A 24,276-nucleotide genomic window follows, 5' to 3' on the forward strand; every position below is an offset into this window, starting at 1 on the left:
CACCCAGATCTCCACCCCGGCGCCGGCCAGCCGATCGCCGAACTCAAGCGTGGGCGCCAGTGACGCGCGGGTCACCCGCTCATAGGTCTGTTCATCACCGGACTTCACATCCAGCAGCACCAGGTCGACATCGCCCAGCATCGCCTCCGTGCAGGCCGCGCCGAGGTACCCGGAGGTGTCGATCGCGGTATGAACGCCCATCTGCTTGGCCCCGGCCAGGATGCGGGCCGCGAACGCCGACTGCATCAGCACCTCACCGCCGGAGAGGGTCAGCCCACCGCCCGTGGCAGCGAAAACCTTGCGGTACCGGCGCACCAGGGCGAGTACGTCGTCGGCCATCACCGCGTGCCCGTCCTCCATCCGCAGCGTGTCGGGGTTGTGACAGAACTGGCAGCGCAGCGGGCACCCGGCGAGGAACACCACCAGCCGTGTGCCCGGCCCGTCAACGGCGGTGGACAACTCCCAGGAGTGCACCGAGCCCAACTCGCCACTGCGCATGGCCGCGAAGCGCTCACCTTGGTCCAGTGCCGCCTCGGGCAGTCCGGCCAGGCCGGCGCCGGCCAGCCGCTGCCGGGGGGCCATGAAGCCCTCATCGCCCGGCGCGGCCGCCCCGCACGCACCATTCAGGGCCGTCATGAGGAGGTGTGGAAGGTACGGGACAGCACGTCGAGTTGCTGCTCACGGGTGAGTTTGACGAAGTTCACCGCATAGCCCGAGACCCGGACCGTCAGGTTCGGGTAGTTCTCCGGGTTCTGCATCGCATCGGTCAGGGTGTCCTTGTTCAGCACGTTGATGTTCGCGTGGAACAACCCTGAGCCGAACCCGGCGTCCAGCACCCCGGTCAGGTTCGCCACCTGCTCGTCCTTGGTCTGCCCCAACCCGGAAGGGGTGATCGTGTTGGTCAGGGAGATCCCATCCAGCGCGTCGCCGTAGGGGAGTTTGGCCACCGACAGCATCGAGGCGACCATGCCATGGGTGTCCCGGCCGTTGCCGGGGTTAGCGCCGGGGGAGAACGGAGTTCCAGCCTGGTGCCCACACGGGAAAGACCCGGTGGCCTTGCCGTAGACCACGTTGGAGGTGATCGTCAGCACCGATTGGGTGGGCACCGCGTTGCGGTAGCGGGGCAACCCACGGATCTTGTTCATCACCGTGGTAACCACCAGCCGGGCGATGTCATCGGCCCGGTCGTCGTCGTTGCCGTAGCGGGGGAAGTCCCCTTCAGTGCGGTAGTCGGTGATCAGCCCGGCCTCATTGCGCACCGGGGTGACCTGGGCGTACCTGATCGCCGCGAGGCTGTCCGCCACGATCGACAACCCGGCGATCCCGCAACCCAGGGTGCGCACGATCTGGCTGTCATGCAGGGCCATCTCGATCGCCTCGTAGGCGTACTTGTCGTGGCTGTAGTGGATGATGTTGAGTGCCTCGACGTAGGTTTCAGCCACCCAACCGAGCATGGCGTCGAACTTCGCCCAGACCTCCTCGTAGTCCAGTGGTCCGGTCCCGGCCACCGGTTCGAAGCCGGGCACCACCAACTGACCGGACCTCTCGTCCCGGCCGCCGTTCAGCGCGTACAGCAACGTCTTGCCGATATTCATCCGGGCCCCGAAGAACTGCATCTGCCGGCCGATGCGCATCGCCGAGACACAGCACGCGATCGCGGCGTCATCACCGAAGTGTTCGCGCACGTGGGCATCGGAGATGTACTGCAGTGAGGAGGTCTCCACGCTGATCGCTGCGGCGAAGTCCTTGTAGGCCGCGGGCAGCGACTCGTCCCACAGCACCGTGATGTTCGGCTCCGGTGCCGGGCCCAGGTTGCGCAACGTTTGCAGCAGCCGGAACGAGGTGCGGGTGACCATGGTCCGTCTGTCCTCATCCAGGCCGCCGTCGGTCCAGGTGGCCCAGTAGGGGTCGCCGGAGAAGACCTGATCGTAGGCTTTCGTGCGCAGGAACCGCACGATCCGCAACTTGATCACCAGGGCATCGATGAGTTCCTGGGCCTGGCTCTCGGTCAGCACGCCCGCGTCGAGGTCCCGGGCGATGTAGATGTCGAAGAATCCCGACAGCCGGCCGATGCTCATCGCCGCGCCGTCCTGGGACTTGATCGCCCCCAGGTAGGCCAGGTACGTCCACTGCACCGCCTCCCGGGCGTCGGTCGCGGGGCGGGTCAGGTCGAACCCGTACTGGGTGCCCAGCGTGATCAACTTGCGGAGGGCCTTGATCTGCTCGGCGTGCTCCTCCCGGGACCGGGCCCACTCCTCGGAGAACCCCTCATCTGCCATGTCCGCCAGCGCCTGGGTCTTCTGCGCGATGAGTGCATCGACGCCGTACAGGGCCACCCGCCGGTAGTCACCGATGATCCGGCCGCGTCCGTAGGCATCGGGCAGCCCGGTGATCAGTTGCGCCGAACGGGCTGAGCGGATCCGCGGGGTGTACATGTCGAACACCGCGTCGTTGTGGGTCTTGCGGTACTTGGTGAAGATCTCCCTGATCCGCTCATCCACCTCGCCGCCGGTCTCACCGATCGCGGTCTCCACCATCCGCCATCCGCCGGTCGGCATCATCGCGCGCTTCAGTGGCACATCGGTCTGCAGCCCGACGACGACGTCATCGTCATCGCTGATGTACCCGGGCGGAAACGCGTCGATGTCCGCCGGGGTGGTGGTGTCCACCGCATAGACGCGCCGCTCTCGCTCTACGGACAGGTAGTCGCGCTCCAGTGTCTCCCAGAGGTCACGGGTCTTGGTAGTGGGACCGGCCAGGAACTCCGGCCCGTCGTGGTAGGGCTGGTAGTTGCGTGCGATGAAGTCGCGCACGTTGATCGCCTGGGTCCACGGCCCCACGGTGAACCCGCGCCACGCGGGTTCATGGCCGAGTTCAGACTGGACGGCGAAGGTGGTCATGAGGTCACCTCCCAAGGTGCTCTTGCGCCTCCAGGCTACGGTCACCAAAGAGTGAAGCCCTGGGACTAACGGCCCGCGACAAACCGCGCCCGCCACCAACCCCGGCAGATCGCGGCAGCGGACGGCTGAGACGGGAGTAACGCCCAGCACGTGGCCCCGGGGCGCGCACTCACGCGGATATCCGTATCTGGATGAACCTAGGTGCCATGACACAGAAGTGCCCCGAGTGGGATTCGAACCCACACTGGATCGGGTTTGAGCCGAACGCCTCTGCCGGTTGGGCTATCGGGGCGGATGCGGCACCAGCCTACCGCTGCCGGACAGCCTAGCGAGAACACTGTTGCCAGTCTCACACGAGCCCACGCAGCAACAGCCGCGCGCTCGGACGCCCGAGAGGGATAGAGTTTGTCTCTGTGAGTGAGGATCAGAACGGCGCTGCGGCCCCGGAAAGCACCAAGGACAACCAGCCCCTGGACCTGGACGACATCCAGGTCCCCGCTGCTGAGCGCAGTGGCGGAGGCGAACCGGATCGGCCCAAGCGCCGCGTCGTGGTCGCCGAGGACGAGGCCCTGATCCGCCTGGATGTGGTGGAGACCCTGCAGGAGGCCGGTTACGAGGTGGTCGGTGAGGCCGGGGATGGTGAGACCGCCGTCACGATGACTACCGAACTGGAGCCCGACGTCGTCGTCATGGACGTCAAGATGCCCCAGCTCGACGGCATCTCCGCGGCCGAGCGCATCACCAAGGCCCGCATCGCTCCGGTGGTGCTGCTCACCGCCTTCTCCCAGACCGAGCTCGTGGAGCGGGCCCGGGACGCCGGCGCGATGGCCTATGTGGTCAAGCCGTTCACACCCGAGGACCTGCTCCCGGCGTTGGAGATCGCACTGTCGCGCCACAAGGAGATCACCGCCCTGGAGTCCGAGATCGCCGATCTGACCGATCGGTTCGAGACCCGCAAGCGGGTGGATCGGGCCAAGGGACTGCTGATGACCAAGATGGGTCTGACCGAGCCGGAGGCGTTCCGGTGGATCCAGAAGACCTCCATGGACCGGCGCCTGACGATGCGCGAGGTGGCCGACGCAGTGATCGAGCAGGTCGGCGGCCGTTCCGACGACTGAGGTCGAAGGTCACAATTCGGCAACAAATTGCGCTAAGGTGCCGAAAGTCGTCGAAGGGAACTACTGGTGCGCGTAGTGCAGGCCCGGCTCGCTGAGCCCGCAGACCTGGATGCCGTCGTCCCGGTGCTGCGTTCGGTGCGTGCCGAATCCCCGCTGGGTGCGCAGTTGGTCAACCCCGATGCGGACCTGGACGGGCACCTGCGTGCCTGGTACGCCCTGCCGAACGCCTCCATGGTCCTCGCCGAGGCCGACGACCAGGTCGTGGGGGTCGCCCTGGCGCAGGTGATCGAGGCGAACCTGTTCTCCGACGTGGCCTACCTGCAGATGGAGGCCCTCTACGTGCAGACCGCGTTCCGACGCCGGGGTGCCGGCCGGGCGCTGATGGGTCAACTGGGCCTGGTGGGCGCCCGGGCGGGTGCCGAGCAGGTGGTCACGATGCCGATCAGCGGCTCACGTAGCGAGCAGCGCTTCCTCTCCGGACTCGGCTTCACCGTGGTGGGCGCGCGCCGGATGACTCCCACCGCAGCCTTGCTACGTCGGCTGGAGCAACAGGCCAAGGGTCGGGAGCGGCGCGGGCGTGGTATCGACGAACTGATCGCCCGACGGCGGCGCTCCCGGGGGCTTCCGCCCACGCCACCGGCCGGTGTGTCGCTGAGTGAGTTGGCTGACCGGGCCGAGGACCTCCTCGCCGACGGAGCACGTATCCGCGAGTAGACGGGCGGGCGTAGGCGCTCGGGGGGCCGAGGCGGTCAGCGGATGGTGATCAGCTGGCAGGTCAGGCGCGCGGTCGCCACGCGGGCGCCGTCGTCGTCGGTGATGACCACGTCGTAGCTGGCGGTGCGCCCGCCCAGGTACAACGCCTGGGCCTTCCCGTGCACCCAGCCGCTGCGTACCGCCCGGTGGTGGGTGATGTTCAGGTCCACCCCTGCGGCGCTGCGGGACTGGCCGCCCGTTGCGCCGGCCGTGGCGTGGGCGTGGGCGGCAACCGACGCCAGTGTCTCGGCCAGGGCCGCGCTGGCGCCGCCGTGCAAGAGTCCTGCCGGCTGGGTGTTGCCCGCAACCGGCATCCGTCCGGTGGCGCGCTCGGCACCGATCTGGTCCAGTTCGATGCCCAGACGGACGATCAGCGTGCGGGCCAGTTCCTCGGGCGTGTAGATGGTGTTGTTCTCGTCGGTGTCGGTCATGGGTCATAGGCTGTCAGGCGTGAGTGAGAACGCGCGACCCAGGCTCCTGTTGATCGATGGCCACTCGATGGCCTATCGGGCGTTCTTCGCCCTCCCGGCGGAGAACTTCGCCACCACCACCGGGCAGACCACCAATGCGGTGTACGGCTTCACCTCCATGCTGATCAACCTGTTGCGCGATGAGGCCCCCACGCACGTGGTGGTCGCCTTCGACGTCTCCAGCGCCACGTTCCGCAAGGAGACCTACCCCGACTACAAGGCCACCCGCGATGAGACCCCCGATGAGTTCAGGGGGCAGATTCCCCTCATCGAGGAGGTGCTGGCCGCCCTGGCCGTGCCGACGGTGGGAATCGAGGGTTTCGAGGCTGATGACATCCTCGCCTCCTACGCCACCCGGGCCCAGGGGGCGGGGATGGAGGTGCTGGTGTGCTCGGGCGATCGGGACACCTTCCAGCTCGTCGATGGCGCCACCACGGTGCTGTACCCGCGCAAGGGCGTTTCGGACCTGGTGCGGATGACCCCGGAGGCGGTGCAGGAGAAGTACGGGGTGCCCCCGGCCCGCTACTCCGACCTGGCCGCCCTGGTGGGGGAGAGCAGTGACAACCTGCCCGGAGTTCCGGGCGTCGGCCCCAAGACCGCCGCGAAGTGGATCGGGGCGTATGAGGACCTGGCCGGCATCATCGCCCAGGCCCCGCAGATCAAGGGCAAAGTCGGGGAGAAGCTGCGCGACCACCTCGATCAGGTCATGCTGAACCGGGAACTGAACGAACTGCGCCGGGATCTCGAGCTCCCCTACACCCTGGACGATCTGGCCCGGCGCGCGTACCAGCGGGAACAGGTGCACCAAGTCTTCGATGCCCTGGAGTTCCGGGTGCTGCGGGACCGGCTGTTCGCGATGGAACCCACCGACGCCGAGTCAGCCGACGCCGGTGCCTTCGACGTCACCCTGGCCACCGAACCACTGGGGGAGTGGCTGGGTACCCGGACCGGGAAGGTGCTCGGGCTGGATGTGCGCGGCAGCGGAGGGCCGGCCGGTGCGGACGCGTGGGCGGTGGCGATCGCCGACGACGACGGCAACGCCATCGAGGTGGACCTCGCCGACGTAGCGCCCGAGCAGGAGCAGGTACTGGCGCGCTGGTTGGCCGATCCGGACGCACCCAAGGTGATGCACGAGGCCAAGAGTGCCTGGCACCGGCTGCGCGGGCGGGGGCTGGCGCTGGCCGGGGTCAGATTCGACACCGCGTTGGCGGCCTACCTGTGTTATCCGGATCAGCGTAGTTACGCCCTGGCGGACCTGACCGTGCGCCACCTACAGCGCGAACTACGGACCGAGGAGTCCGACGGGCAGCAGACCCTGGATCTGGACGGCCCCGATGAGGCCACCCTCAGCGCCACCCGGGCTGCCGCAGTGCGGGCGCTGGGCGACGCGCTCGCCGAGGAGGTCGAGTCCCGGGCGGCGACGGGGTTGCTGCAGGACCTGGAACTGCCGGTGGCGCAGGTGCTGGCACAGATGGAGAAGGTCGGCATCGCAGCCGATTCCGGCTACCTGCGCGGCCTGGAGTCGGAGTTCGACGCCGGCGTGCGCGAGGCCGCGCAGAGCGCCTACGACGTGATCGGCCGGGAGGTGAACCTGTCCTCACCCAAGCAACTCCAGGAGGTCCTCTTCGACCAACTCGATATGCCCAAGACCCGCAAGACCAAGACCGGTTACACCACCGACGCCGACGCCCTGGCGGAGTTGTTCGTCAAGACCGAGCACCCGTTCCTGCAGCACCTGCTCACCCACCGGGATCTGATCCGGCTGCGCCAGACCGTCGAAGGGCTGTTGCGCACCGTGGCCGAGGACGGGCGCATCCACACCACCTACTCCCAGACGATCGCGGCCACGGGCCGGTTGTCCTCGGCGGAGCCGAACCTGCAGAACATCCCGATCCGCACCGAGGAGGGTCACCGGATCCGGCAGGCGTTCGTGGTGGGCGACGGATTCGAGACCCTGCTCACCGCCGACTACTCCCAGATCGAGATGCGGATCATGGCCCACCTGTCCGGTGATGAGGGTTTGATCGAGGCGTTCCGCACCGGCGAGGACCTGCACTCCTTCGTTGGCTCGCGGGTGTTCGGGGTGGAACCTGACCAGGTGAGTGCCCCGATGCGGGCGAAGGTCAAGGCGATGAGTTACGGCTTGGCCTACGGCCTCAGCGCGTTCGGGTTGTCCAAGCAGCTCAAGATCGCCACCGCCGAGGCGCGGGCCCTGATGGAGGAGTACTTCGAACGCTTCGGTGGGGTGCGCGACTACTTGACCGGCGTGGTCGAGGATGCCCGCAGCACCGGGTTCACCGAGACCATCCTGGGTCGGCGTCGCTACTTGCCGGACCTGACCAGCGACAACCGCCAGCGCCGGGAGATGGCCGAGCGGATGGCCCTGAACGCCCCCATCCAGGGCAGCGCCGCGGACCTGATGAAGGTGGCCATGCTCGGTGTGCAGCGTGACCTCCTGGATCGCGGCCTGGCCTCCCGGATGCTGCTGCAGGTGCACGACGAACTGGTCCTGGAGGTGGCGGCCGGCGAACGCGAGGAGGTCGAGCAGATCCTGCGCGAGCAGATGTCCGGTGCCGCCGAGTTGACGGTGCCGCTGGAGGTCTCGGTGGGCGTGGGCACCGATTGGCGCACCGCCGGCCACTGAGCATCGGCCGCTCCGGGGGCCGGCTCCGGTGACCTGCGCCGGTGTCAGCGCCCGAAGCGGTGCAGCCGCTGCCAGGGCCAGGCCGCGCGGAGCCAGGAGTGCAATGCGTCGGCCAACGGCGTGTCCAGATCGGCGCGGTCGGCCCGCACCCACGACTGGACGTCGACGTCGTAGTCCGGCGAGGCGGCGGGGTAGAGGTACACGCAGCCGATGACGTCGCCGCCTGCTGGGTCCAGGACCGTGAAAGTGAATCCTTTTCCGGCGGCGAAGTCGTCCGCGTGGCGTTGCAGATCCCGAAGATTGTCCTCGGGTGACATCCCCTCATGCGGAGGCCAGCGGCCATCGGGGTAGCCCGGGGTGTTCCGGATGTGCTCCACGCTCGATGTCCATGCCGCCAGGTCGGCATCGTTGTGCTGGGGGCCCAGGGGCTCGAGCCGGAACTGGTCGGTGACCAGGGAAGTCGGGGGGTTGAATCCGACGGGAATGAATGTCGTGGAAGCCATGGAAGTACGGTACGAGCCGCCGGCGGAATGTCACCCTCATTTTCCGCCGCCCGCCGATGGGACCACTCATCGCAGGGTGGTGGCGAAGATCGCGGTTCCGGGGAGGAAGGCCCCGCGCTCGGGCCCCCATCCGCCCCAGATGTTGGTGTTGCCCGGCGGCCACTCGGGTTCGACCAGACCGGTCACCTGCAGCCCGGCGCCGACCAGGTCGCCGACGTGATCGCCCAGGGTGCGGTGAAACTCGCTGTAGAGCACCTCCCCGTCGGGTCCGGTCTCGACATAGGGGGTCCGGTCGAAGTAGGAGCGCACCACCGACATGCCGTGCCTCGTGGGGTCATCGGGGAAGGCCCAACGGATCGGGTGGGTCACGGAGAACACCCACCGGCCACCGGGGCGCAGCACCCGGGCCACCTCGGTGTGCACCCGGTCGGCATCGGCCAGGAACGGGATGGCACCGAAGGCGGTGAAGACCACGTCGAAGGAGTCGTCGCCGAACGGCAACGCGCGAGCGTCGGCCACCAGCGCCGGCACGGCGATCCCGGTGCGTCGGTCCAGGTCTGCGGCGGCGGCGATCATCCCCGGCGCCACGTCGGAGGCGATGGCGTTGACTCCCTGGCCGCGCAGCCACCGGGAGCACTGCGCCGCCCCGGCGCCGACCTCGAGCACCTCCTCGGAGCGCAGCCGCTCCAACGGACCGAGGAGCCGCGCCTCGCTCTCGCGCAGGCCCTCCGGGCACCAGCAGAAGTCGGCGTCGCCGAGGAAGGGGCCGTGCTCGCCCAGATAGTCATCGGCCACGGCGCTCCACCAGTCCCGGTTGGCGTGTGCTGCCGCCTCGCGGTCGACCTCGACGTAGCCGGCTCCGGTGAGTTCACCCATGCAGCCCAGTATGACCGCCGGCGTTGCTCAGCCGCTGGTTCCAGCCAACGCCGTCGCCTGCGTGCCACCGGTCCCGGATCCAGCGCCGCCCAGGGCCACCTCATCGAAGTGCGCGCCGGGCACCCTGCGATGGCTGACCAGCACGATCGTGGTCCCGGGCATCAGGGCCTCCAGCACGGTGCGCAGCGTCGTCTGCGCGGTGAACTCATCCAGGTGAGCGGCCGGCTCATCCAGCAGCACGACCGGGCGCCGGGACAGCACCGCACGGGCCAGGGCCAGGCGCGCACGCTCGCCACCGGAGAGGCCGCCGATGGTGGTGTCCAACCCGTGGGGGAGGGTGGCGTACCAGTCACTCAGGTGCGCAGCCCCGAGCGCGGCGACCAGCTCCTCGTCGGCGGCATCGGGCCGGGCCAGGGCCAGGTTGGCCCGGAGCGGCCCGGCGAAGGCATGCGGCTCGTCGTCGACGACGGCGAGCAGCGCCCGCACGTGCTCGGTCTGCAGGTCGGTGGTGCTCGCCGTACCGAGCAGGTACCGGCCTGCGAATGGATCGAGGTGGCGAGCCAGCACGGCCAGAGCGGTGGACTTACCGGACCCGTTCGCCCCGGTGAGTTTGACCCGTGCGCCCGGGGGCAGGTCCAGGTCCAGCCCGGTCAGCGCGGGTGGCCGGAGGGGATCGGTGGACCACCGCGCGGTGAGGCGGTCCAACGCCAGGTCCGGGCCGTGGCGCTGTTCGCCGGGCACCGGCCTCTCGCCGGTATCGGCGACGGCGGGCTCGGAGTCCAGGAGCGCCGAGACCCGGCTCGCGGCGGCGCGCGCCCGGGCCCGGGCACCGGCGATGTCCGGCACCTCCCCCCACACGTCGGCAAGGGCCATGGGCAGCAGTGCCAGTAACGCGGCGTAGGGAGCCGACAGTGACCCGACCGAGTGCGCCTGCCACGCCAGCATCAGGACCACCGCGGCCGTGCCCGCGAGCGTGAGCCAGACTGCGGTCAGGGCCCCCGCGCGCACCCCGATGAGGCGGCGCTCGGCACGCTGGTGCGCACGCTGGGCCAGGGCCACCGGGGCCAGCAATGCCGAGGTGTCATGACGCAGGCGCCGGATGCCGCTGGCCGCCTGGACCGCAAGCATCCGCCCGGCCACCGCGGTCGTGCGATGCTGCAGTTCACCCCGGCTCGCGACCGCCTGGTGCTGGGCGGTCAGTTCGGCGCGGGTGGCAAGCCACCCGATCATCCCCACGACCGCGGACCCGGCCAGCACCGCCCCGGCTGCGGCCGGTGAGTGGAAGAGCGCGATGCCGCTACCGATCACCGAGGCGATGGCGACCGACCACCCGGGCACGGTGACCCGGATCTGGTCATCGACCACGTCGTCCAGGTCCCGGACGAGCGCGGTGAGCAACTGGCCGCGGCTGCGCCGGCCCAACCGGGCCGGGGTGAGCGGGATCAGCCGGGCGAAGACGTCCGCCCGGCGGCTTGCCAGGTCCTCCAGGGCCACGTCGTGGGAGACGATGCGCTCGGCGTAGCGCAACACCGGACGAGCCAGGCCGAAGGCGCGCACCCCCACGATCGCGACCAGCAACGTCAGGATCACCGGCTGGGTGGAGGCCTGCACGACCAGCCACCCGGACGTGGCAGTCAGGGCGATCCCGGCCGTCAGGGCGAGTCCACCCAGGACGCAGGCCAGGATCAGGCCGCGCCGGCCGTCCGGGGTGACGATCGGGGCGACCTGCCCGGGGCGCGGGGTAGCGGCCCGCGCGCCCTCCGCGTCTGCTCCAGGATCGGCTTCGGTCACGGGCCGGACCGGCGTCGTCGGCGGGGCCGGATGAGGGGCGGGATCGATCCGCCAGCGCTGGTCGGCGAGCCCGGCCAGGTCCTCATCATGGGTGACCACGATGACTCGCCGGGTCCTGGCCAGTTCGGTGATCGCCTCATGCAGCGCCGGCAACGCAGCCGCGGCCACATTGGCCGTGGGCTCGTCCAGGAGCACCAGGTCGGCCGCGCTCAGCAGCGCGCGCGCCAGGGCGAGGCGTGCCAACTGCCCGGCGGACAGGCCGAAGCCGTCGTCGCCCAGGTCGGTGTCCAGACCGTCCCGGTCACGTAGCGCAGGCCACAGACCGACCCGGTCCAGGGCAGCGACGCGTGCTTCGTCCGGTCTCGCACCGGCGAGGGCCAGGTTGTCCCGGACCGTGCCCGGCAGGATCACCGGACGTTGCGCGGCAAGATGCACATCACCGCCGCGCACGACGCCGCCGGCGGGTTCCCGCAGCCCGGCGATGAGTTCCAGGACGGTGGTCTTGCCGGCACCGGATGGGCCGGTCAGCACGGTCAGGCCGGGGCCGGCCGGGGTGTTCAGGGTGACGTCGGCGAGCGTTCGGGTGCGACCCGGGTGGGCGTAACTGACGTGGCTGAGCCCGACTGTGGCCGTGGATGCGGGTCCCACCTGCGGTACCGGCGACCCGCCCCGGTGCGGTCGGTTCGTGCGCAAACTCCCGCGCAACCGGTCCAGGGTGGTGGCGCCGTCGGCGGCGTTGTGGAACTCCGCACCGACGCGACGGATCGGCCAGTAGGCCTCCGGCGCCAGCAGGATCGCCATCAGGCCGACCTGCAGGTCCATCGCTCCGTAGGCCAGGCGCAGCCCGACCGCCACCGCCACCAGCGCCACCGAGATGGTTGCCAACAGTTCCAGGGCGGTGGTGGTCATGAACGCGGTGCGCAGCGTCTTCCCGGTGGCCCGGCGGTGGCGCTCGCCGACACTGCGGACGACGCCCACCTGGGCGCGGGCCCGCCCGTAGGTGACCAGGGTGGGTAGGCCCTTGACCACATCCAGGAAGTGGCCGGACAGCAACTCCATCGCCGCCCAGCGTCGTTCGGTTTCGGCCGCGGTGTGCTGACCGATCAGTGCCGCGAAGACCGGCAGCAGGGGCAGCGTGAGCAGCACGATGAGGGCGCTCCAGAAGTCCACCCACAGCAGTGTCGCCACCGCCAGGACCGGCACCACCACACCGGTCACCAGCGCCGGTAGGTACCGAGAGATGTACGGCTCGATCGTCGTCACGCCCTCCCCGGCGCGGGTCACCGCCTCATCGTCGCTGGGGCGCTGCTCCGCCGGATGGGTCAACCAGTGCCGCAGCACGGTGAGACGCACAATGCCGGCCACCTTCTGCCCCGTGACCCGGGCGACGTACTCGGCCGCGGCAGCGAGCAGTCCGCGCAGGACGATCAGGCCCACCACCGCCCCCAGCACCCAGCCCCAGGGCGTGCCGGTGACCACCCTGGCCACAGCGACGGCCACCAGCACCGCCTGTGCGATCGCAGCGACCCCGGAGACGACGCCGAGTACGCCGAGCCACCCGACCGGCCCTCGGATAGCCGGCAGGTCACGCAGCAGACCAGGGTCGAACGGTTTCATCGCTGCGTGGTGCTCTCCTCGGTCACCGCGGCGATATGCACACCGGTGGGGATGTGGTGCCCGGAGACCCGTTTGCGGAAGATCCAGTAGGACCATGCCTGATAGGCCAGCACGACCGGCATGAAGATCACCGCGACCCAGGTCATGATGCCCAGGGTCTTCTCCGAGGATGCCGCGTTGTGCACCGTCAAGGAGTTCGCGGGATCAAGCGTGGAGGGCATCACGTCGGGGAAGAGCGCGACGAACAGGGAGGCCACTGCCAGCCCGAGCGTCACGAACGTGCCGGTGAAGGCCCACCCCTCCCGTCCCCGCCGGGCCATCACGAGGCCGCCGAGGAAGACCACGGCCGCAGCCATCGCCATCGCCCAGGACAGCGCCGTGCCGGTCCCGGACTGCATGAGGACCAACCAGACCACGGCCAGCGCCGCGGCACCACCCCCGAGTCTGAGGCCGAGGGCGCGCGCGTCGTGACGTAGTTGCCCATCGGTCTTCAATGCGATGAAGAAGGCGCCGTGGACCAGGAACAGCGCCAGCGTGACCAACCCGCCGAGCAGGGCCACCGGATTCAGCAGGGCCCAGAACCCGCCGACGTACTCCATGTCGGCATCGATGGGAACCCCCCGGACGATGTTGGTGAACGCCACCCCCCACAACACCGCGGGAAGCAGCGAGCCGACGACGATCATCACATCCATCCGGGCACGCCACAGCGCCGAGTCAACCTTGCCGCGGTACTCCAGCCCCACACCGCGGACGATCAGCGCCACCAGGATCAACAGCAGTGGCAGGTAGAAACCGGAGAACAAGGTGGCGTACCAGTGCGGGAACGCCGCGAAGGTCGCCCCGCCGGCGGTCAGCAGCCACACCTCGTTGCCGTCCCATACCGGGCCGATCGAGGAGAGCATCTGACGCCGCCGGGTCTCGCCGCTCTCCGGCTTCACGTCGAGGCTGTCGGTGCGGACATCGTCCCGGCCGAGCACCGGCAGGAGCATGCCGACGCCGAAGTCGAACCCCTCGAGCACGAAGTACCCCACCCACAGCACCGCGATGAGGACGAACCAGATGGTGGTCAGTTCCATGATCAGTCGTAGTCCTTCCGCGCCGATCAGTAGGTGAAGACGAATTCGTCGTCGTCGGACCGCTCGCCCGGGTCGAAGGAGGCGTCCTCGGGTACGTGTTCGGCGCCGGCCCGGCCGTAGCGCAGGCTCAGCCTCACCATCACCACCGCCAGAGCCCCGTAGAGCAGGGTGAAGACCGCCAGGGAGGTGGCCACCTCGAAGGTGGTCACACCCGGGGAGACGCCGGTGCGAGTGGTCATCAGGCCCATCACCAACCAGGGCTGGCGGCCCATCTCGGTGAAGATCCACCCGAAACTGTTGGCCAGCAACGGCATGAACAGCACCGTCGCCGCCGCCCAGAGCCAGTACCGGTGGCTGACCCGGTCCTCATCGTGCTCCGAGCCCCGGCCCCGCAACCGCCAGAGCACCGCCGCGGCCACCGCCATTCCGGCGAAGCCGAGTCCCATCATGAGGCGGAAGCTCCAGTACGTCACCGGGATGATCGGGCGGTAGTCATCCGCCTCGGTCAGTTCGTGGCCGGAGTAGGTCATCTCGTAGCGCTGTTGAATGTGGTTGATACCCTCCACGGCACCGGTCAGTGACCCGGTGGCCAGGTAGGACTGCAACTTGGGGACGGTCAACGCCCAGATCTCCTCCCGACCGTCCAGGGTGCCCACGGTGATGATGGAGAAGGGGGCGCCCACTCCCTCCGGGACGTCGTGGTACTGGCCCTCGGCGGCGGCCATCTTCATCGGCTGCACGTCGTACATGACCTTGCCCTGCACGTCACCGGTGACGATCACCAGCGCCCCGGAGATCAGCAGCGCCCAGGCGCCCAGTTTGGCGCCCTTGCGATACATCGGCTTGTCCGCCGCGGGCGTCTGGTCGGTGCTGCGCCATAGGTGCCACAGCGTGAAGGCCAGCACGAACGCCCCGCCGGTCATCCAGGCCGCGGTGAGCACGTGCGGGAAGGCCGCCAGTTGCACCTTGTTGGTGAGCACGGCGAGGAAGTCGGTGAGTTCGGCTCGGCCGTTCTCTTCGTTGATGTGGTACCCGACCGGGTTCTGCATGAAGGAGTTCGCGGACAGGATGAAGTAGGCCGACAGCACGGTGCCGATATGGATGATCCACATACTGGCCGCGTGGAGTTTCTCCGGGATCCGGCCCCAGCCGAAGATCCACAGGCCCAGGAAGGTCGACTCCAGGAAGAACGCCAGCAGGGCCTCGATCGCCAGGGGTGCGCCGAAGATGTCGCCGACGAACCGGGAGTAGTCCGACCAGTTCATCCCGAACTGGAACTCCTGCACGATGCCGGTGACCAGTCCGAGGATGAAGTTGATCGTGAAGAGTTTGCCGAAGAATTTGGTCAGCCGCAGCCACTGCGTATCGCGGGTGCGCAACCAGCAGGTCTGCATGATGGCCACCAGCAGGGACAGCCCGATCGTGATCGGCACGAAGAAGTAGTGGTAGACCGTGGTGATGCCGAACTGCCACCGGGCCAGTTCCAACGCTTCCATGACGCTCCCGCAGAACGAGGGGTGTAGTACTACAAGCGGTAGTTAGCCTACACCCGCGCGCCTGCGGTGCGGTTCAGAGCCCGCCGAGGCGTTGTTCCCAGCGGGCGTGGTCGGCCCAGGTGTCGATGTCGCCGACGTGCTCGGCCCCGGCCCGCAGGTACTGGAACCGCAGGCCCGAGACCAGGCGCCCGACAGGGACGCCGTGGCCGGTTCCGTGCGGGGCGAGAGCCTGGACGAGTGCGTCGTGGCGATAGGCGGCCAGGAGCCACTGCGCGTGAGACGTGGCATCGAGGTGGCACACCACCTCCACCAGGGGGTCGATGGCCGGTAGAGCGCCGATGATCGCGCTCAGCGCAGCCCCGGCGCCCGGCTGGTCCACCGCGAGCACACACGTCCACGGTGCCGGCTCGCCGAGGGCGGCCACACCGGCGTTGATCCCGGCGACCGGTCCGCCACCGGGAGGTTCCTCACTGACCTGCCGTACGCCGTCGGGCGTGTGCGCCTGCCCGACCACGACGACGTCGCGGGCCCCTTGCGCAGCCTCCAGCACCCGAGCCAGCATCGGCCGCCCGGCTACCGGCAGGGCGGCCTTGTCCTGCCCTCCCATGCGGCGTCCACGGCCACCGGCGAGGATCACGACGTCGAAGGAGGGGGTAGCCCCGGGGCTCAACGGTTCTGTTCCCAGCCCCGCTTCGGGGCCCGGCTGCCCACCGCGGCGACGGGGCGCTCATCCCGGCTGCGGTAGACGATGTAAGGCCGAACCGCGTAGCCCAACGGGGCGGAGAAGACGTGCACCAGGCGGGTGAACGGCCAGATCGCGAACAGGAAGAACGCCGTCAGGGAGTGCGCCTGGAAACTCCACGGGGCGCCGGTCATGAGTTCGGGCTGGGGCTGGAACCAGAAGATGGAACGGAACCACACCGACACCCCCTCGCGGTAGTCGTAGTGCTCGGTGCCCGCCACCGCGATCATCCCGGAGGACTGGATGGTGTTCAGGCAGCCCAGCAGGATCACCACCGCCAGCACGAGGTACATGAACTTGTCGTTGGCCGTGGTGGCCGAGAACACCGGGCCGGTCATGCGGCGCCGGTAGATCAGGATCACCAGGCCGGACAAGGCTGCGGCGCCGGCCAGCATGCCGCCGGTCACGGCGACCACGTGATACGCCTCATCGTTGATGACGGTCTGCGTCCAGGTCTTGGGGATCACCAGTCCGAGGAAGTGGCCCATCACCACCCACAGCATCCCGAAATGGAACAACGGGCTGCCGATCCGGAGCAGCCGTGACTCATACAACTGCGAGGAGCGGGTGGTCCAGCCGAACTTGTCGTAGCGATAGCGCCAGATATGACCGCCCACGAAGATCGTCAGGCAGATGTAGGGGAAGATCACCCACAGGAACGTGGTCATCGCGGAACTCCAACATCGATGGTGGAGCCCAGGAACGTGGGCTCCTGGGCGCCCGTGGGTGTGCCACACCCATCGGACCCGGGGGGTGTGCGCAACTGGTCCAGCGCCGGATCCAGCGCGTAGGGCGCGTTGTCGATACCGACGTCCTCGTGCGGGGGTCCCTCGGCGATCAGACGGGCCAGGGCCAGATTGTCGTCCTCATCCAGATCCGGCAACGTGGCTCGCAATGCCCGCACCACGTCGATCCACGGGGAGGACCGGCGGAGCAAGCCCTGGTGCAGCAGTTCGATACCGACCCGGTGATGGTTCAGCAGCGTCCAGGCGGCGTCGGCGTCCACCGTGGCACCGAACTCCAGCACCACGCACAGGTGATCGGGCAGCTCGGCACGCTCATCGTGGAGCACCACCCCGGCCTTGCGATAAGCCTGCTTGAACTGCACCAGGGCCGCGCCACGGTTGCGGGTGTCCCCGTGCAGGAAGTAGGTCAGGTGCAGACAGCACTTCCGGGTGACGTCGAAGGTGTCCACGTACTGGGTCTGCAGTTCCGCGGGCTCACAGCGCCGGGCATGCTCGAGGAAGTCGTTCAGTGGTCCGGCGACCCGATCCGGCAGGCTCGTGGCAACCTCGGCCAGGGTGGGTAACAGGGCCAGGAGCCGGGGTTCGGGGTAACCGAGCAGCAAGGACACGATCTGCCAGGTGTCGGCCTGCTCCCGGGGGCTCAGCGTGGGCCGGGAGCGGCGGTGCCGCAGCCAACGTTTCATCGGGACCCCGACTCCTCGGACTCCGGCGCCGGTGGGAACATCCCCTCCGGCACACCCTTGCCGTCCCAGTTCAACAGGTTGACCCGACCGGACTTGGGCTGCCCGCCCACCAGCGTGTCGGAGGTCTGGCGCTCCTGCAGCACCGCGAAATTCTCCGCGGCCACCCTGGTGCCCTGGCCGTGCCCGGACCCTTCTCCGAAGGGTCCCGAACCGGTCATCAGGTCCTCGTCGAAGCCGCTCACCGGGCAGTCGGTGGCGATCTCCTCCAGGGCGTGGGCGTCCTCGCCATGAGCCGAGGGGATCACATAGCGGTCCTCGTACTTGGCCAGGGCGAGCAGGCGGTACATCTCATACATCTCCTCCTCGCTCATCCCCACCGACTCCGGGATGATCGCCTGTGCCTCCCGGCCCAGGTTGATGTCGCGCATGTAGGAACGCATCGCGGCCAGCCGCTGGAGCACCTTGGTCACCGGGGCGGTGTCTCCGGCGGTGAACAGGTTCGCCAGGTACTCCACCGGGATCCGTAGCGCGTCGATCGCGGCGAACAGGTTGTCCTGGTCCTCCGCATCGTGGCCGGTGTCCCGGATCACGTCCACCACCGGGGACAGCGGCGGGATGTACCACACCATCGGCATGGTGCGGTACTCCGGATGCAGCGGCAGCGCCACCTCGTAGGTGTTGATCAGGGTGTAGATCGGGGACCGCTGGGCCGCCTCTATCCAGTCCAGCGGAATGCCGGCCCGTTCGGCCTCGGCCTGGACCTGCGGGTCATGAGGATCCAGGAACACCGAGCGCTGCGCATCCAGGAGGGCGTGCTCGTCCTTCACCGAAGCCGCCTCCAGCACCCGGTCGGCGTCGTAGAGCACCAGGCCGATGTAACGGAGCCGGCCCACGCAGGTCTCGGCGCACACCGTCGGGATGCCCACCTCGATCCGGGGGTAGCAGAAGGTGCACTTCTCCGCCTTGCCGGTCTTGTGGTTGAAGTAGACCTTCTTGTACGGGCAGCCGGTGATGCACATCCGCCACCCGCGGCACTTGTCCTGATCCACCAGCACGATCCCGTCCTCGCTGCGCTTGTAGATCGCGCCCGATGGGCACGAGGCCGCGCAGCTGGGGTTCAGGCAGTGCTCACAGATCCGGGGCAGGTAGAACATGAAGGTGTCATCGAAGGCCAGTTTCACCTTGTCCTCGATGCCCGCGAGCATCGGGTCCTTGGCCGCGTGCTCGCCGGAGCCGCCCAGGTCATCGTCCCAGTTCGCCGACCAGGTGATGTTCATGCGCTCCCCGGTGATCAGCGACTGCGGGGTAGCCACCGGGAAGGTCTGCTGAGCGGGGGCGTTCAGCAACGTCTCGTAGTCGTAGGTCCAGGGTTCGTAGTAGTCCTGGATGGAGGGCATCTTGGGGTTGGAGAAGATCGTGGCCAGTTTCCTCATCCGGCCGCCAGCCTTGAGCTTCAAGCGTCCGCGGGAGTTGAGTTCCCAGCCGCCCTTCCACTCCTCCTGGTCCTCATAGCCACGCGGGTACCCGAGGCCGGGCCGGGTCTCGACGTTGTTGAACCAGACGTACTCGGTGCCGGATCGGTTCGTCCAGGCCTGTTTGCAGGTGACCGAGCAGGTGTGACACCCGATGCACTTGTCGAGGTTCATCACCATCGCCATCTGGGCCATGATGCGCATGTGATCTCCTTCTCGGGGCCGGGAGGGCCCGGCCGGGGAACGTGGGCAGCGCCTCTGGGGGTCAGTACCGCACCGGGGCGGTGCGTCTGCGGATCATCGTCACCTCGTCCCGGTTGTTGCCGGTGGGTCCGATGTAGTTGAAGAAGTAGGACAGTTGGGCGTATCCGCCGATCATGTGACTCGGTTTCATCAGGATCCGGGTGAGGCTGTTGTGGATCCCCCCGCGCTTGTTGTCGGTCTCGGTCAGCGGTACGTCGATCAGCCGGTCCTGGGCGTGGTGCATGTACACCGTTCCCTCGGGCATGCGGTGGCTGACGATGGCGCGGGCGGCCACGACACCGTTGCGGTTGACGGCCTCGATCCAGTCGTTGTCAGCCACCCCGATCTTGGCCGCGTCGACGTCGGACATCCAGATCGTCTGCCCACCCCGGGACAGGCTGAGCATGAACAGGTTGTCCTGGTACTCGGAGTGGATCGACCACTTGTTGTGCGGGGTCAGGTAGCGCACCGAGACCCCGAGTTCGTTCTGGCTCCCGATCGGGGATTCACCGAACAGGTCGGTCATGTTCAGTGGTGGCCGGTACACCGGCAGACCCTCGCCCATCCCGAGCATCCAGTCGTGATCGACATAGAACTGTTGGCGCCCGGTGAGGGTGTGGAACGGTTTGAGCCGCTCGATGTTGATGGTGAACGGGCTGTAGCGCCGCCCGCCGCTCTCCGACCCGGACCACTCCGGGGAGGTGATCACCGGCACCGGGGCGTTCTGGGTGTCGGCGAAGGTGATTTGCTTGCCCTCGTGCTCGGCGGCCAGGTCGTGCAGTCGGGTACCTGTGCGTTGCTCCAGGTTCCTGAACCCCAGCGTGGACAGGTGCCCGTTACAGGTGGCCGACAGGTGCATGATGGACTCGGCGAACTGGATATCGGTCTCCAGGCGTGGCATGCCCTTGGCCGAACCGGAACGCACGGTGCCGTTGCGGTGGCGGAGGAGATCCACCTCCCGCTTGACGTCGTAGGCCACTCCCTTGGTGAGCATGCCAACCTTCTCCAGCAACGGGCCGACCGCCGTCATCCGCTCGTAGGTGGCCGGGTAGTCCCGCACCACCTCGGCCAGGACCGGTAGCGTCTTGCCCGGAACCGGTTCGACCTCACCGGTCTTCCAGTCCTTGACCCGCCCGTGCACCGTGGCCATCGCCTCCGGGGTGTCGTGCCACAACGGCTTGGTGACCACGTCCTTGCGCACACCGAGGTGGTCGACGGCCAGCTCGGAGAACCGCTTGGCGATCGCTTTCCACGTATCCCAGTCGGTCTTGGACTGCCACGGCGGGTCGATCGCCGGGTTGAAGGAGTTGACGTATGGGTGCATGTCGGTGGTGTTCAGATCGTGCTTCTCATACCACGTCGCCGCCGGTAGCACCACGTCGGAGAGCAGGGTGGAGGAGGTCATCCGGAAGTCGAGACTGAGCAGCAGGTCCAGTTTGCCCTCCGGTGCCTGTTCGGGCCACGCGATGCCCTCCGGACGATGCTCCGGCGGCGCCTCGGTGGCCTTGACGGCGTTGTCGGTGCCCAGCAGGTGCTTGAGGAAGTACTCGTTGCCCTTGGCGCTGGACCCGAACAGGTTGGCTCGCCACAGCGACAGGATCCGCGGGTGGTTCTGCGGCGCCTCGGGATCCTCGACGGCGAATCTCAGGTCCCCGCTCTTGAGGGCCCGGGTCACGTACTGGCCTACGTCCTGCCCGGCCCTCGCGGCCTCGTCGGCGACCTCCAGGCTGCTCCGGTCGAACTGCGGGTAACTGGGGGTCCATCCCAACCTGGCGGACTGGGCGAGCAGGTCCATGGTGCCCTTGCCGTTGAACACCCCGGTGGAGCCGTTGAGGTTCTCGGCACCGAAGGTGTCGTACCGGTACTGGCTGGTGTTGACGTACCAGTAGGCGGTCTGGTTCATGTGCCGGGGCGGGCGGATCCAGTCCAGCGCGAAGGCCAGGTGCTGGAACCCCATGATCGGCCGGATCTTCTCCTGGCCCACGTAGTGCGCCCACCCGCCACCGTTGCGGCCCTGGCAGCCGGTGATCGTGGTGAGCAGGAGCATCGCCCGGTAGATCTGGTCGGAGTGGTACCAGTGGTTCGTCCCGGCGCCCATCAGGATCATCCCGCGACCCTGGGTGTCGATCGCGTTCTGGGCCCACTCCCGGCTCAGCCGGATGATCTGCTCCGGCGGGACCCCGGTGATGTCGGAGGCCCACGCCGGGGTGCCGGGAACCGACGGGTCGGCGTAGTCGACCGGCCAGGCTCCGGGTAGACCCGGGCGGGCCACTCCGTACTGGGCCAGCAGCAGATCCAGCACCGTGGTGACCACGTGCCCACCGATGCGGCGAACCGGCACGCCCCGGACGTCCAGGTTCAGCGCGCCCTCGGGATTGTCGAACCGCGGCAGTTGCACCAGGGCGGCCGAACCGCCGTCGTCATGGCCGTACAGGCTCAGCGCCGGTTCGATGTCGCCCAGGTCCAGGTTCCACTTCCCGGCCCCCTCCGGGCCGAACCGGTGCCCGATCGAACCGTTCGGGACCGCGACCTCGCCGTTGATCTCATCCAGCACCACCGGCTTCCACATCGCGTTCTCACTGTCGCGCTGGGGGTTGTCGAAGTCCCCGGCGACCAAGAACTTCCCCGGCCGGTAGGTGCCGTCGGTGTCCTCGACCTCATCGAGGGTGACCAGGTAGGGCAGGTCGGTGAAGCGGCGGTTGTAGTCGGTGAAGAAGTCCACCTGCCGGTCCGCGAAGTACTCCTTCAGCAGGACGTGACCCATCCCCATCGCCAGCGCACCGTCGGTGCCCGGAGCCGAGGCGACCCACTCGTCGGCGAACTTGACGCTCTCGGCGTAGTCGGGAGCCACCGAGATCACCTTCTGCCCGCGGTAGCGTGCCTCGATCATCCAGTGCGCGTCCGGGGTGCGGGTGACCGGGACGTTGGAGCCCCACATGATCAGGTATCCGGCGTCCCACCAGTCCCCGGACTCGGGCACGTCGGTCTGGTCCCCGAACATCTGCGGAGAGGCATTGGGCAGGTCGGCGTACCAGTCGTAGAAACTCAGCATCGGCGCACCGATGAGTTCATGGAACCGGGAGCCGGAGGAGTAACTGACCGGTGACATCGCCGGGATCGGGGAGAAGCCGGCGATCCGGTCCGGGCCCCAGCGTTTGATCGTGTAGACGTGCGCGGCCGCGAGCAAGTCCACCACCTCGGTCCACGTGGCCCGGACCATGCCACCCTTGCCGCGGGCGCTCTTGTAGGTGCGCGCCGACTCGGGGTCCTGCACGATCGAGCCCCAAGCCACCACCGGGTCGGTGTACTTGGCCTTCGCGGCGCGGAACATGTCCAGCAGCACCCCCCGCACGTAGGGGTAGCGCACCCGGGTGGGGGAGTAGGTGTACCACGAGAAGGCCGCGCCCCGTGGGCAGCCACGGGGCTCGTACTCGGGCCGGTCCGGCCCCGCGGATGGGTAGTCGGTCTGCTGGGCCTCCCAGGTGATGATCCCGTCCTTGACGTAGACCTTCCAGGAGCACGAACCGGTGCAGTTGACCCCGTGGGTGGAGCGCACCACCTTGTCGTGGCTCCACCGGTCCCGGTAGAAGGAGTCCCCGGCGCGCCCTCCGGACAGGTGCAGGCTGCGTTTGTCCTCGCTGACCTCGGCGCTACCGAAGAAGCGCCGGGTGCCCACCAGGGCGCCGCTGAGGGGGCCTTCAATCGTGGGGGGCTTGGTGGTGGTCATGCTGGGCCTCCGGTGAGCGGTGTCATCGTTCGTAGGTGGGCGCGGCAGGCGTGCGGGCCCACCTTGGGTTGCAGACTGACTCGCACCTCGGGTTCCCCGATGGCCTCGAGCGTGCCGCGCAGCAGACCGCGGTGGGCCGCGCAGACCACTTCGGGATCCTCGGTGGCCAGGGCAAGGAAGGGGCAGTAGTGCAACGTCAGTTCCACCGACGCGCCGGTGGTGCGCACGTTCGGCCCGTAGCCCCAATCGGTCAGTTCATCGATCAGCCGGCCGATCTTAGCCAGCCAGGTGCCGGGTGTGCGGGCCGGGGCTGGTGAGAGCCCGGGTCCGGCCTGCACCCGAGCCCGGGCCCAGGCCAGCCCGGCCTCCTCGGCCCGGGCGGGTCCGTCCTTGCCTGCCTCGAGACCGGCATGGAGGCCGGCCAGCGCCTCGTGGTGCCGGCTCGTGGTGGGCGCGGGCCAGCGGCTCAGGTGCGAGGTGTAGATCTTGCGCGGACGGCCCACCCCGGCGGGCGGCTCGAAGTGGGCGTCGAGGAAGCCGGCGCCGACCAGTCGCTCGAGGTGGAATCGCACCGTGGTCACGTGCAGGCCGGTGAGCTCGGCCAATTCCCTGGCCGTGCGTCCGGGCGGTGTCGCGGAATCCAGGTCACGGCTGTGGAACAACTCGACCAGGTGTTCCAGGAGTTCCTTGCGCACCGGCGACTCCAGTACTCCCAAACCATCCACCGGTTGCCGGTCCATCATTGGATCCTCGCAATTTGAAGGAACTGCCCTCACGAGCAATCTAGGCCGATCCCGGGGCCCCCGCAAGCGTTCCTGCCCAATCAATTGACCATTGAATTTGGCAACGCTGGCCTTGGAAAATGCGGCTTGAGCGCTCTATTCCAACCGTCGCGGAGAATGCAGCGGGATGACCGTTCGGGCATTTGCCGGCTGCGTCGCGTGCGCATTCCTGACCGGATTTCCAGGACGCATCGCGGCTCCGGCCCGGCAGCGCGACAGGTCTCCAGCGCGGTGCGCCCGGGGCGCGTGAGGGGTGTCGTGGCGGCGTGGGGATTTGCACAACTCAGATATGTAATAATTGGGCGTCCAAGCCCGACGCTCACCCGAGGAGCCAGCGATGACCGACGCCCGCCCGATGCTGAACGTGATCCAGGAGCCCGCCGGGTGCGCCTGCGGTGAGCACGATGGTGACCTGCCCGAACTGGATGTACGCCCCATCCCGCACCGGATCCGGCATGGGAGCGTGTTCGGTGCGCTGTCAGCGATCGGTTCCGGTGAGGCCATGGTGCTGGTAGCCCCGCACGACCCCAAGCCGTTGCTGGCCCAGATCGCCGAACGGGAGGCCGGCAGCATCTCGGTGACCTACCTGGAGCAGGGCCCGGAGGCTTGGCGGCTGCGGCTGCAGCGCGACTAG

The 24,276-nt window shown here is 68.4% G+C and carries 18 protein-coding genes and 1 tRNA gene; 4 read left to right on the forward strand and 15 right to left on the reverse strand.

What is annotated here, in order from left to right; translation table 11 throughout:
- The 3 genes from ACO0LV_RS00005 to ACO0LV_RS00015 form a co-directional block, all read right to left on the reverse strand.
- Nucleotides 1–636 (reverse strand): radical SAM protein (locus ACO0LV_RS00005; protein WP_424785806.1); only part of this gene is annotated, 636 nt, incomplete at its 3' end.
- Nucleotides 633–2,900, reverse strand: a complete 2,268-nt coding sequence (gene pflB / locus ACO0LV_RS00010; protein ID WP_424785807.1) for a formate C-acetyltransferase — start codon at nucleotides 2,898–2,900, stop codon at nucleotides 633–635. The genes ACO0LV_RS00005 and pflB, both read right to left, overlap by 4 nt.
- Before the next feature lie 218 nt (nucleotides 2,901–3,118).
- A tRNA-Leu gene (locus tag ACO0LV_RS00015) sits at nucleotides 3,119–3,192 on the reverse strand.
- A 184-nt stretch (nucleotides 3,193–3,376) separates the two neighbouring features.
- Here ACO0LV_RS00015 and ACO0LV_RS00020 point away from each other — a divergent pair.
- On the forward strand, nucleotides 3,377–4,018 hold the full coding sequence (locus tag ACO0LV_RS00020) for an ANTAR domain-containing response regulator (protein WP_424786266.1): 642 nt from the start codon (nucleotides 3,377–3,379) through the stop codon (nucleotides 4,016–4,018).
- Nucleotides 4,019–4,084: 66 nt separating this feature from the next.
- The gene (locus ACO0LV_RS00025) at nucleotides 4,085–4,732 is read left to right on the forward strand and encodes a GNAT family N-acetyltransferase (RefSeq protein ID WP_424785808.1); all 648 of its coding nucleotides are present in this window, start codon (nucleotides 4,085–4,087) and stop codon (nucleotides 4,730–4,732) included.
- 35 nt (nucleotides 4,733–4,767) lie between these two features.
- Here ACO0LV_RS00025 and ACO0LV_RS00030 read toward each other — a convergent pair whose 3' ends face one another.
- Complete coding sequence (locus ACO0LV_RS00030) at nucleotides 4,768–5,202, reverse strand: PaaI family thioesterase (RefSeq protein ID WP_424785809.1); 435 nt, start codon at nucleotides 5,200–5,202, stop codon at nucleotides 4,768–4,770.
- On the opposite strand from ACO0LV_RS00030, the gene polA reads away from it, so the two are divergent.
- A complete protein-coding gene (polA, locus tag ACO0LV_RS00035; RefSeq protein WP_424785810.1) occupies nucleotides 5,201–7,885 on the forward strand; it encodes a DNA polymerase I in 2,685 nt (894 codons plus the stop codon). The genes ACO0LV_RS00030 and polA overlap by 2 nt on opposite strands.
- Before the next feature lie 44 nt (nucleotides 7,886–7,929).
- On the opposite strand, the gene ACO0LV_RS00040 is transcribed toward polA, so the two are convergent.
- The 11 genes from ACO0LV_RS00040 to ACO0LV_RS00090 form a co-directional block, all read right to left on the reverse strand.
- Nucleotides 7,930–8,388, reverse strand: a complete 459-nt coding sequence (locus tag ACO0LV_RS00040) for a GNAT family N-acetyltransferase (protein ID WP_424785811.1) — start codon at nucleotides 8,386–8,388, stop codon at nucleotides 7,930–7,932.
- Between the two features lie 66 nt (nucleotides 8,389–8,454).
- Nucleotides 8,455–9,264: a class I SAM-dependent methyltransferase gene (locus tag ACO0LV_RS00045; RefSeq protein WP_424785812.1), complete on the reverse strand. Its 810-nt coding sequence runs from the start codon at nucleotides 9,262–9,264 to the stop codon at nucleotides 8,455–8,457.
- A gap of 27 nt (nucleotides 9,265–9,291) precedes the next feature.
- A complete protein-coding gene (gene cydD, locus ACO0LV_RS00050) occupies nucleotides 9,292–12,672 on the reverse strand; it encodes a thiol reductant ABC exporter subunit CydD (protein ID WP_424785813.1) in 3,381 nt (1,126 codons plus the stop codon).
- Nucleotides 12,669–13,751, reverse strand: coding sequence for a cytochrome d ubiquinol oxidase subunit II (gene cydB, locus ACO0LV_RS00055; RefSeq protein WP_424785814.1), 1,083 nt, complete (start codon nucleotides 13,749–13,751; stop codon nucleotides 12,669–12,671). Before cydB ends, cydD begins: the two co-directional genes overlap by 4 nt.
- 26 nt (nucleotides 13,752–13,777) lie before the next feature.
- On the reverse strand, nucleotides 13,778–15,247 hold the full coding sequence (locus ACO0LV_RS00060) for a cytochrome ubiquinol oxidase subunit I (protein WP_424785815.1): 1,470 nt from the start codon (nucleotides 15,245–15,247) through the stop codon (nucleotides 13,778–13,780).
- Nucleotides 15,248–15,320: 73 nt separating this feature from the next.
- Nucleotides 15,321–15,917 carry a molybdenum cofactor guanylyltransferase gene (mobA, locus tag ACO0LV_RS00065; RefSeq protein ID WP_424785816.1) on the reverse strand — a complete coding sequence of 199 codons (597 nt, stop codon included), beginning with the start codon at nucleotides 15,915–15,917 and terminating at the stop codon, nucleotides 15,321–15,323.
- Entirely contained in the window at nucleotides 15,914–16,657 is a 744-nt protein-coding gene (gene narI, locus ACO0LV_RS00070) for a respiratory nitrate reductase subunit gamma (protein ID WP_424785817.1), read from the reverse strand. The genes mobA and narI overlap by 4 nt, the downstream gene beginning before the upstream one ends.
- Entirely contained in the window at nucleotides 16,654–17,418 is a 765-nt protein-coding gene (gene narJ / locus ACO0LV_RS00075; RefSeq protein ID WP_424785818.1) for a nitrate reductase molybdenum cofactor assembly chaperone, read from the reverse strand. The genes narI and narJ overlap by 4 nt, the downstream gene beginning before the upstream one ends.
- The gene (gene narH / locus ACO0LV_RS00080; protein ID WP_424785819.1) at nucleotides 17,415–19,094 is read right to left on the reverse strand and encodes a nitrate reductase subunit beta; all 1,680 of its coding nucleotides are present in this window, start codon (nucleotides 19,092–19,094) and stop codon (nucleotides 17,415–17,417) included. Before narH ends, narJ begins: the two co-directional genes overlap by 4 nt.
- 61 nt (nucleotides 19,095–19,155) lie before the next feature.
- Nucleotides 19,156–22,860, reverse strand: a complete 3,705-nt coding sequence (locus tag ACO0LV_RS00085) for a nitrate reductase subunit alpha (RefSeq protein WP_424785820.1) — start codon at nucleotides 22,858–22,860, stop codon at nucleotides 19,156–19,158.
- The gene (locus ACO0LV_RS00090; RefSeq protein ID WP_424785821.1) at nucleotides 22,857–23,600 is read right to left on the reverse strand and encodes a helix-turn-helix transcriptional regulator; all 744 of its coding nucleotides are present in this window, start codon (nucleotides 23,598–23,600) and stop codon (nucleotides 22,857–22,859) included. Before ACO0LV_RS00090 ends, ACO0LV_RS00085 begins: the two co-directional genes overlap by 4 nt.
- Nucleotides 23,601–23,979: 379 nt before the next feature.
- Between ACO0LV_RS00090 and ACO0LV_RS00095 the strand changes: the two genes are divergently transcribed.
- Nucleotides 23,980–24,276: a DUF2249 domain-containing protein gene (locus tag ACO0LV_RS00095; RefSeq protein ID WP_424785822.1), complete on the forward strand. Its 297-nt coding sequence runs from the start codon at nucleotides 23,980–23,982 to the stop codon at nucleotides 24,274–24,276.

Source organism: Pseudactinotalea sp. Z1739, from assembly GCF_049725055.1.
Classification (GTDB): domain Bacteria; phylum Actinomycetota; class Actinomycetes; order Actinomycetales; family Beutenbergiaceae; genus CALKWS01.